General features: G+C 38.0%; 9 protein-coding genes and 4 tRNA genes. All 13 read right to left on the reverse strand.

Going from position 1 to position 9,031, the window contains the following annotated elements; genetic code table 11:
* Positions 1-28: 28 nt before the first annotated feature.
* The 13 genes from purC to HMPREF1517_RS04055 all read right to left on the reverse strand — a co-directional run bounded on the left by purC (position 29) and on the right by HMPREF1517_RS04055 (position 9,024).
* A complete protein-coding gene (purC, locus tag HMPREF1517_RS03995; RefSeq protein ID WP_037599463.1) occupies positions 29-736 on the reverse strand; it encodes a phosphoribosylaminoimidazolesuccinocarboxamide synthase in 708 nt (235 codons plus the stop codon).
* Positions 737-998: 262 nt separating this feature from the next.
* The gene (locus tag HMPREF1517_RS04000) at positions 999-1,244 is read right to left on the reverse strand and encodes a phosphopantetheine-binding protein (RefSeq protein ID WP_013989886.1); all 246 of its coding nucleotides are present in this window, start codon (positions 1,242-1,244) and stop codon (positions 999-1,001) included.
* Positions 1,244-2,248: a phosphate acyltransferase PlsX gene (plsX, locus tag HMPREF1517_RS04005; RefSeq protein WP_013989885.1), complete on the reverse strand. Its 1,005-nt coding sequence runs from the start codon at positions 2,246-2,248 to the stop codon at positions 1,244-1,246. The genes HMPREF1517_RS04000 and plsX overlap by 1 nt, the downstream gene beginning before the upstream one ends.
* A 211-nt stretch (positions 2,249-2,459) precedes the next feature.
* The gene (gene recO, locus HMPREF1517_RS04010) at positions 2,460-3,233 is read right to left on the reverse strand and encodes a DNA repair protein RecO (protein WP_037599465.1); all 774 of its coding nucleotides are present in this window, start codon (positions 3,231-3,233) and stop codon (positions 2,460-2,462) included.
* Positions 3,220-4,395: a pyridoxal phosphate-dependent aminotransferase gene (locus HMPREF1517_RS04015; RefSeq protein ID WP_037599467.1), complete on the reverse strand. Its 1,176-nt coding sequence runs from the start codon at positions 4,393-4,395 to the stop codon at positions 3,220-3,222. The genes recO and HMPREF1517_RS04015 overlap by 14 nt, the downstream gene beginning before the upstream one ends.
* Positions 4,396-4,486: 91 nt before the next feature.
* Positions 4,487-5,452 carry a ribose-phosphate diphosphokinase gene (locus tag HMPREF1517_RS04020; RefSeq protein WP_002886286.1) on the reverse strand — a complete coding sequence of 322 codons (966 nt, stop codon included), beginning with the start codon at positions 5,450-5,452 and terminating at the stop codon, positions 4,487-4,489.
* A 211-nt stretch (positions 5,453-5,663) separates the two neighbouring features.
* On the reverse strand, positions 5,664-7,175 hold the full coding sequence (locus tag HMPREF1517_RS04025; RefSeq protein WP_037599470.1) for a PcsB-like coiled-coil domain-containing protein: 1,512 nt from the start codon (positions 7,173-7,175) through the stop codon (positions 5,664-5,666).
* Positions 7,176-7,259: 84 nt separating this feature from the next.
* The gene (gene mreD, locus HMPREF1517_RS04030; protein WP_037599472.1) at positions 7,260-7,784 is read right to left on the reverse strand and encodes a rod shape-determining protein MreD; all 525 of its coding nucleotides are present in this window, start codon (positions 7,782-7,784) and stop codon (positions 7,260-7,262) included.
* A 1-nt stretch (position 7,785) separates the two neighbouring features.
* Complete coding sequence (mreC, locus tag HMPREF1517_RS04035; protein WP_037599475.1) at positions 7,786-8,616, reverse strand: rod shape-determining protein MreC; 831 nt, start codon at positions 8,614-8,616, stop codon at positions 7,786-7,788.
* A gap of 58 nt (positions 8,617-8,674) precedes the next feature.
* A tRNA-Ser gene (locus HMPREF1517_RS04040) sits at positions 8,675-8,762 on the reverse strand.
* 4 nt (positions 8,763-8,766) lie between these two features.
* Positions 8,767-8,840, reverse strand: a tRNA-Ile gene (locus HMPREF1517_RS04045).
* A gap of 31 nt (positions 8,841-8,871) precedes the next feature.
* Positions 8,872-8,942: transfer RNA gene (locus HMPREF1517_RS04050), tRNA-Gly, on the reverse strand.
* A 9-nt stretch (positions 8,943-8,951) separates the two neighbouring features.
* A tRNA-Phe gene (locus tag HMPREF1517_RS04055) sits at positions 8,952-9,024 on the reverse strand.
* Positions 9,025-9,031: the final 7 nt, after the last annotated feature.

Here is a 9,031-nt window from a genome sequence, read left to right on the forward strand (position 1 = left end):
GAAGACCAAGTATTCTATTTGTAAAAGGCTACTTCAATCCTTGTAATTTTTCCAATACAACTTCATAAACATCTGTCAAGCTACCAAGATCACGACGGAAGACATCCTTGTCCATATGGTGCCCTTCAGCATCCCAAAGGCGGCAGTTATCTGGTGAAAATTCATCTGCCAAGATAATTTTGCCATCCTTATCAAAACCGAATTCCAATTTGAAGTCAATCAAACGAAGACCAATTTGTGCAAACCAATCTTTCAGCAATTCATTGATACGACGCGTTTCTTCCTTGATATAAGCAATTTGTTCATCATTGGCAATATCCAAGAACTTCACATGCTCATCATTGATGAATGGATCATCCAAATCATCGTTCTTATAGTAAAATTCAACGATAGGAGTTTTCAAGTCCAAACCTTCTTCCACGCCAAAACGTTTAGAAAAAGAACCCGCAGTCACGTTACGAAGAACAACCTCCAAAGGAATGATTTTCACTTTCTTGTTGAGTTGTTCTGTGTCAGAAATACGTTCGATAAAGTGAGTAGCTACACCCGCAGCATTCAATTTTTCAAAAATAAGAGACGAAATCTGATTATTTAGCACACCCTTTCCCTTAATAGTCTCCTTACGAGCACCATTAAGCATAGTTGCTTGGTCCTTATAGACCGACTTAATCACATTTTCGTCTTCTGTACTATAAATATCTTTAGCTTTACCAGTATAAATTAGTTGATTTGACATGGTATTGTTCGCCTTTCAAGTTTATTCTTCCTAATTATACCACACCAGAATCCAAAAACCAATATATAGCAAACTTTATTACTTTAGTAAAAAAACAACGTTCGTCTTTTGATTCTTTTTTAGAGTTCCCTAATAAAAAATGTATAGAAAAAAGGAGTGTGACAGAACTAAATCCATATAACATTTAGTTTCTTGCCTCACTCCCACAAAATAACAATCATATAATACACAACTATTATACTCTTATCTAACTCTAGCTTTCTTATTCTTTATTCAATTCCTCAGACAAATAGTCCAACAAATCAGCTACCTTAACCATATGGTCAATAGTATCATCGGAAATCTCAAGAGCAAACTCATCCTCCAAATTAATAATGAATTCCATAAGTTCTATTGAATCCACACCCAAGTCATCTAATTTGGTTTCTTCGGCTAAAACAATATCCTCTTTACCCATCTGCTCTTGAATCACGAGCTGCATTTTCTGAAGAATTTCTACTCTACTCATCAGTTAGCCTCCTCTTTCGGACTAAAGGCTTCAACTAGCTGCTCAACAACCTTAGTATCAAGCATCGTACGAACCTGCTTAATGGTGTAGTAAACTGCCTTAGCATCACTAGATCCATGACATTTTACTACGGGAGCTTTAAGACCAAAGAGAACCGCACCTCCGGCACTAGAGTAATCCATAGTCTCTTTCATACCTTTTAGACTATCTTTCAATAGGAAGGCACCTAACTTAGCTTTAAGACCACCATTCATGATAGCTGACTTAAGAGTCTTCATGGCACCAAGTCCCGTTCCTTCAATTGCCTTAAGAACTGCATTTCCTGTGAAACCATCAGCGACTACTACATCAGCAGCTCCTGACATAATTTCACGCGCCTCAACATTACCAACAAAGTTAATACTTGGCTCCTTAGATAGGAGTTCAAAAGCCTCCTTACGAAGACTATCCCCCTTTGTTTCCTCAGTCCCATTATTAAGGAGACCTACACGAGGGTTGGCAATGCCACGCACATTTTTAGCATAGAAAGAGCCTAAAATAGCATATTGATGCAAATGACTAGCTGTATTTTCCGCATTTGCACCTAAATCAAGCATATCAAAGGGTTGACCAGTAAAACTTGGCATTGTTGACATAAGACCTGGACGCTCAACTCCCTTAATACGTCCGACCACGAAGAGACCTGCGGCAAGAAGGGCACCTGTATTTCCCGCAGAAATCACGGCACCTGCTTTTTTCTCCTTAACAGCTTGTGCACCTAAGACCATTGAAGCTTTTTTCTTCTTGCGAATAGCTTTAGCTGGCTCATCATCCGAATTTATCTTTTCATCAGTATGCACAATGCTCACACGTTCATTCGCTGTCAAATAAGTCTTGATTTTAGCTTCATCACCATAAAGCTGGATTTCAATATCTTTGAAATCTGCTATAGCTTGGTTGACTCCCTCTACAATTGCTTGTGGCGCATTATCGCCACCCATAGCATCTACTGCAATTACATGCATAGCATTCTCCCTCTCGTCCTCTGCCATAAAAAACAAACTCAGATTTCTTTCAATAAAATATTAGGTAACTAAAATAGACTAGTTCACTGTTTCTAGCAGAGTCTTTCAGCTTATTATCTTATTATTATAGCACGAACTGACCTGCATTTTAACCCCTGAGACTGAAAACCATTACTTTCCTGTTTCACGTGAAACAAAAAGAAGATAATGTCTAGTCAGCACTATCTTCTTTATTCATAATATGGCCCCAAGAATTTAGATTATCAATAAATTTCTTACTTTTAAGATGTATTCCAACATAATTATCATAGAGGTCATCGATAAAATATCGTAGCTTTCGTTTCATGTCATCCTTAACAGATATGCTTCTCAATTCTTCAAAGGAAAGCCCCTGAAAACGATCTAAAAGATAAGGCACATTAGGGTCCAAGTGACTACGCCTTTCATCCTCTGCATAGTGATTTGGACAAAGTAGCCCCGAGAACTTAAACGAGAAATCAAAAGGAAGACCTACACGATGACAAAAGACACACTCGTGAAAATTCAAGCGTACGCCGAAACGGTCTAAAACCTGAATCTCAAAGATATTAGTCAATATTTCATAATCCAAGCCTTCTTCCATTAATTCAAGCGTCTTCTCCAAGAATACAAATAATTGCGCATCTGGCACACCATCAGCAATAGTAGCATCTGTCAATGCAGCCAAATAAGTCGCATAAGACAGCTTGAAAATATCGCTTGTAATTTCCTTGAAGGACTCTACCTGGCTATAATCTTCTATGAAAGATAGACCTTCATCATTTACAGTCATCATGAATTCAGCGATGGTCAAAGGTTGAATGACAGCACTTAATTTACCTGCTCCACCACCTCTAACAAAAAACATCCGTTTACCAGCTTGCTCGGTAAAAATTTTAACTAGTTTATCATTCTCACGATAATTACGATTGAAGAGGACAAGCCCTCTACTCTCAAGCTTCTGCATGTTCTTCCATAAACTCTTTCAAACGAGTCATAGCTGTTTCAATAGTATCCATGCTAGCCGCATACGACAAGCGAACAAAGCCTTCGCCATACTTTCCAAAAGCGACCCCTGGGATAATCGCAATAGCTTTTTCACGAGCAAAGTCTTGGCAGAACTTAAAGGAGTCTTGAGTATACCCTTCTGGAATCTTAGCAAAGATGTAGAAAGCACCATCAGGTTTAATAATTCTGAAATCAAGTTCAGTCATTTTTTCAAGAATATAATCACGACGCTTCAAGTACTCAACTTTCATTGGTTGGGCATCATCCTTACCAGCAGATAAGGCTTCAATAGCTGCAAATTGTGCCATAGTAGCTGCAGCTGTTACCAAATACTGGTGACTCTTAATCAACTGAGCCGTTAAAACTGCAGGTGCAAAAATCAAACCAATACGCCAGCCTGTCATCGCATGAGATTTAGACAAACCATTAATCAAAATTGTTTGTTCCGGCAAATACTCAGCAATAGATACATGTTGGTCCACATAAGTTAGCTCAGAGTAAACTTCATCACTAACAACAAAAATATCGTATTTTTTCAGAACTTCAGCCAAATCTTTAATCTGTTGACGTGAGTAGGTCACACCGGTTGGGTTGGTTGGGTAGTTAAGCAAAACGGCTTTGAGCTTATCTCCCTGCTCCAAAATTGCCTTTTCTAACATCTCCGGAGTCAAAACAAAATCATTAGCTGTTGTATCAATTTCAACAATTTCAGCACCAACTAGATTTGCAATCGGCTCATATCCAGGATAGGCTGGTGCAGGTAAAAGAATCGTATCTCCTGGCTCCAAAATCGCTGTCAAAGTTGCAGAAAGGGCTTCTGTAGCTCCAATAGTCACCAATATTTCATTTTCTGAGTTATAAGTAAGATTGTATTTTTCCTTAACAAACTCCGCAGCTGCTTGACGTAAGGCAGGAAGCCCTGCCATACCTGTATAGTGCGACTGGTTAGCATCGATAGCAGATTTAGCAGCCTCTTTTACATGATCTGGAGTTGTAAAATCAGGTTCACCAAGTGTCAACTTTTTGATCCCTGGTACATCTGAAATTGATTGGTCAAACTGACGAATCATTGAAACTTCAATCTTATCTAAATTTTTATTAAAACGTTGTGTTAAATCCATCACAGTCACCTCTTTGCAATTATGCCTAACATTATATCAAAAACTCAAACGCATTTAAACACCAAAAAAGCTAGCCTAAGCTAGCTTTAGTCTATTTATGGCCCATTTCAAACAAAGGTGACAATGGACGTTTTTCATGAATACGAATAATTGCCTCTGAAATCAAATCAGCAATTGAAATTTGTTCAATTTTATCAATCAAACGTTCTTCTGGAAGATAAATCGTGTCCAATACGACAAGCTTCTCAATAGCAGATTTTTGAATATTATCAAGTGCTGGACCTGACAATACAGGGTGAGTACATGAAGCATAAACATGAGTTGCACCAGCTTCAGCAAGCGCATCCGCCGCATGACAGATTGTACCCGCAGTATCAATCATATCATCAATCAAGATACATGTTTTACCTTCAACGTTACCAATAATATTCATAACCTCAGAAGTGTTCATTTTATCAACACTACGGCGCTTATCAATGATTGCAATTGGTGTTTTCAAACATTGAGCAAGTTTTCGTGCACGAGTCACACCACCATGGTCTGGAGAAACAACAACAACATCATCCCCAGTAAGACCAGCACGATCAAAGTAATCTGCGATAAGTGGCGCCCCCATCAAATGGTCTACAGGAATATCAAAGAATCCTTGAATTTGAGAAGCATGGAGGTCAACTGTCAAAAGTCGATCAACACCTGCAACCTCAAGCATATTAGCAACCAACTTAGATGTGATTGGTTCACGTGAACGTGCCTTACGGTCTTGACGTGCATAACCATAATAAGGCATAACAACACTGATTGTTTCTGCACTTGCACGTTTTAGCGCATCAACCATAATCAAGATTTCCATCAAGTTATCATTTACAGGAGAGCTTGTAGATTGAAGAATAAAAACGTGATGACCACGGATAGATTCTTCAATATTAACTTGAATCTCACCATCTGAAAATTCACGAACACTTGATTTTCCGAGTTCAATACCCATTTTATCAGCAACTTTTGCTGCTAATTCCTGGTTAGACGATAAAGCAAACAACTTCAAATTCGTATAAGACATGATTTCCTCCAAAATATCTACTAAACCATTCTACCTTTTTTTAGATTGATTTTCAATGCAAAATAAATGGTGTCACAGTAACTTAACAAGACTAAAAAGATTTAACCTTAACCTCGACATTTTCCCGTCTAAAAGCTGTTCCAGAAAGTAAAGACATTTTGCCATAAAATAAAAACGACTCGAGAAAATTCGAATCGCCTTTTTGTGTTCATTATGGGTAAATATAATATACAGAACCACCGTGAGCTGAAGATGTTGGATCAAATGTACCACGGTAGTTACCGATTGACATGTTACCAGCATAGTTTGATTCCATAACTTGAATTGAATTTGCACCTGATGCTGATGTTACGTAAGCTACGTGACCATAACCACCACCATCATTTGGCCAAACCGCAATTGCACCGGCTACAGGAGTCGTACCAACTGAGTGACCAGCTGCTTGTGCGCTAGCAATCCAGTTTTTAGCATTACCCCAGTAATTACCAACCCATGAAGCTAATGATTTAGCACCCCAAGTACATTGACCAACTGGATATGTATTAGGAGTTGATGCTGCTGATACTTTAGGTGTTTCAGCAGCAGGAGCTGGTGCTTCTGAAGCTGCAGGTGCTTGACTTGCTGGTGCTTCAGATGTTGCCGCAGGTGCTTCGCTAGCAGGAGCTTCTGAAGCTGCTGGAGCAGCTGATTCTGGTTGTGCTTCAGATGTTACTGGGGCAGCAGGCTCTTGTTGTGCCTCTGACGCAGCTGATTCTGGCTGTGCTTCAGATGTTGCTGGAGTAGCAGGCTCTTGTGTTGCTTCTGAAGTTGCAACAGTTGGCTCTTGAGTAGTTTCTGAAGTTTCTGATGAAACCGGTTCTTGTGCTACTTCTGAGGCTGTCGCTGTTTCTGAAACAGTAGCTTCAGAAGGTTGAGCTACAGCTTCTGAAGTTGCTGCCGCCTCTGATTGAGCTACAAATGCTGCCGCTTCTGAAGATGCTACTGCTTGTGCTGCTGCCTCTGATTCTGCAATTGCTTGAGACTGAGCAACTGAGGCTGCAGTTGAAGCTGCCACAGCTTCTGCAGTTGATTTAGCAGAAACAAGTGATGTTTTTTCATCTTGTGCTGTAGCCAATTCTGCAGCCAAAGTAACTTGTGCTGCTTCTAGTTCAGCTTGTTGAGTTGTCAAACCAGCTTCTGTTGTTTCAAGCTCAGCTTTATTAGTTGCAATTTCATTAATAGCAGCTTGGTTTTGTTCTTGCTTTGCAGCAAGCTCTTTTTGATCAGACTCTTGTTTTGTCAACATGTCATTATTAGCCGTAACAACTTTTGAAATAGCTGTGATACGAGTAATAGCTTCAGAGATTGACTTAGAGTTCAAGATAGAGTTGATGTAGCTAGTCGCAGTATTATTTTGTTGAGCACTACGAGCTTGTTTCGCCAAAGAATCTTGACGAGCTACAATTTTACTTGATAATTCTTGAATTTCAGATTCCAAATCTGCTGATACTTTTTCAAGTTCAGCATTTTTAGTTTCCAAATCTGATTTTTGTGTTCTAAGTGTAGATACTTGAGATTGGATTGTAGCAACTTGCGCTTGTGCAGTCTCTTGTTGAGAAGCAAGGTTACTAATTGCGTTATCTGCAGCAGCGATTTGCGAATCATAATCCTCTGCATGTACTGATGCAGCTGCTGATAAGGTTACACCACTTACCAACACTGCTGAAAGAATACGTTTTTTCATAATATAAAATACTACTCCTTTTCGATAAGACCTTCTTATTGTATCAAAAAATGGCGCAAACTTTGTTACGCCAATATTACAGTTCTATTTAAATCTATCAACTGACAGATACAAAAATAATTTTTCAAGAATAGGTTTAATAAAGATAAAGATCAAAAGATTAAACACTATACTAGGACTTAGTTGATAAATAATAAAATCCGTCACAGACTCATTGGAGAAACCATAGAATAAGGCAAAGCCAAAATTTATGGTATCAAAGAGAAATAAGAATAAAAACATTAACAAAAAATCAACATAGGTATTTCTCTTAACAATTCGACCTAGCTGAGTTAACAGATAGCATAACAGTGGCAGAGTTAGAATCACTATACCAACTGTTTTGAAATAATAGGTATCATAAAGAAATCCAAAACAAATAAGGTAAAGAAATGCATACTTATTTGGAAAATCAAGAGTTAAGATGAAAATATAAATAATAAAAAGATGAGATGATAGAAAAAATTCAGGGGATAAATAATGATTAAGTATCATAGAAATATGACCATCCCATAGAAAAGGGACAATACTCAGTAAGAAAGGAATAATAGAATACTTGGACAATTTCATATTATTTACCATCTCCAACTAAAGTAACATAAGAAATTTTATCAAAATCAGCATAAGGTTTTACCAAAATCGTACGATTTCCTTCATAATCAATAACAGAGTCTACAGTACCAATTGGAACATCCTTTACTGATACATCATCAAGACCACTTGTGACTACTACAGTGCCGACCTTAACGTTAGAAGATGAATTGAGTTGTGTCATCTCTAATAGCTTCTTTTTATTGTCATAACGTGATATAATCCCGAAAATCTGATTATCGTCCTCTGATTTAACACTAGATGCAAGGTAGCTATCACTAGAACTACTAGAAAGTAAAGAAATAGTTGTTGTATCATTATAAACTTTAGTTACAAATCCAATAACTCCACCATTAGAAGTTGCTAGCATAGATTTACTAACATTCTTAGACTTACCCACATTAATAGTTAACTCTTTTAACCAAGTCACAGAAGGTCTCATAGAAACTTCAGCAGTGAGAACATTATCACGACTTAGCTTGTCCGAAAGATTAAGAGATGCTCTTAAAGAATCATTCTCTTCTTGCAAGTTAGAAATAATAGCCGATTGATTTTCTAAATTTGACAAAGATTTTTTTAAATCACGATTCTCAGAATAAGTTGATAAAAGATCAGAAAGCACATTGTGAGATTTTGATAGTGCAGTAAATGGAACTGAAACAACAGAGTCTACTTTTGTAACCAAACCAGATACATTAAAAGAGATATCCTTCGTTAATTTTTTATTAGTAAAGACAAAAGAAAAAAGCATTACAAAAAATAGAATAATAATAAACCCATAAAGAAGAAATCGATAAAAACTATTTTTCATTTTGTCACCTCAAAAAAAAGAAAACGAATTATCTAAAAGATAATTCGTCATAATACTACGGAGAATGGGGGATTCGAACCCCCGCGCCAGTTACCCGACCTAACGATTTAGCAAACCGTCCTCTTCAGCCTCTTGAGTAATTCTCCAATATGGGCACGAGTGGAATCGAACCACCGACCTCACGCTTATCAGGCGTGCGCTCTAACCATCTGAGCTACGCGCCCAAGCAAATGCTTGGCTATAATATCCAAATAAAGCGGGTGACGAGAATCGAACTCGCGACAACAGCTTGGAAGGCTGTAGTTTTACCACTAAACTACACCCGCTTAATAAAATGGCGCGAGACGGAATCGAACCGCCGACACATGGAGCTTCAATCCATTGCTCTACCAACTGAGCTACCGAGCCATATTGC

The sequence above is a fragment of the Streptococcus sp. ACS2 genome (assembly GCF_000525585.1).
Lineage (GTDB): Bacteria > Bacillota > Bacilli > Lactobacillales > Streptococcaceae > Streptococcus.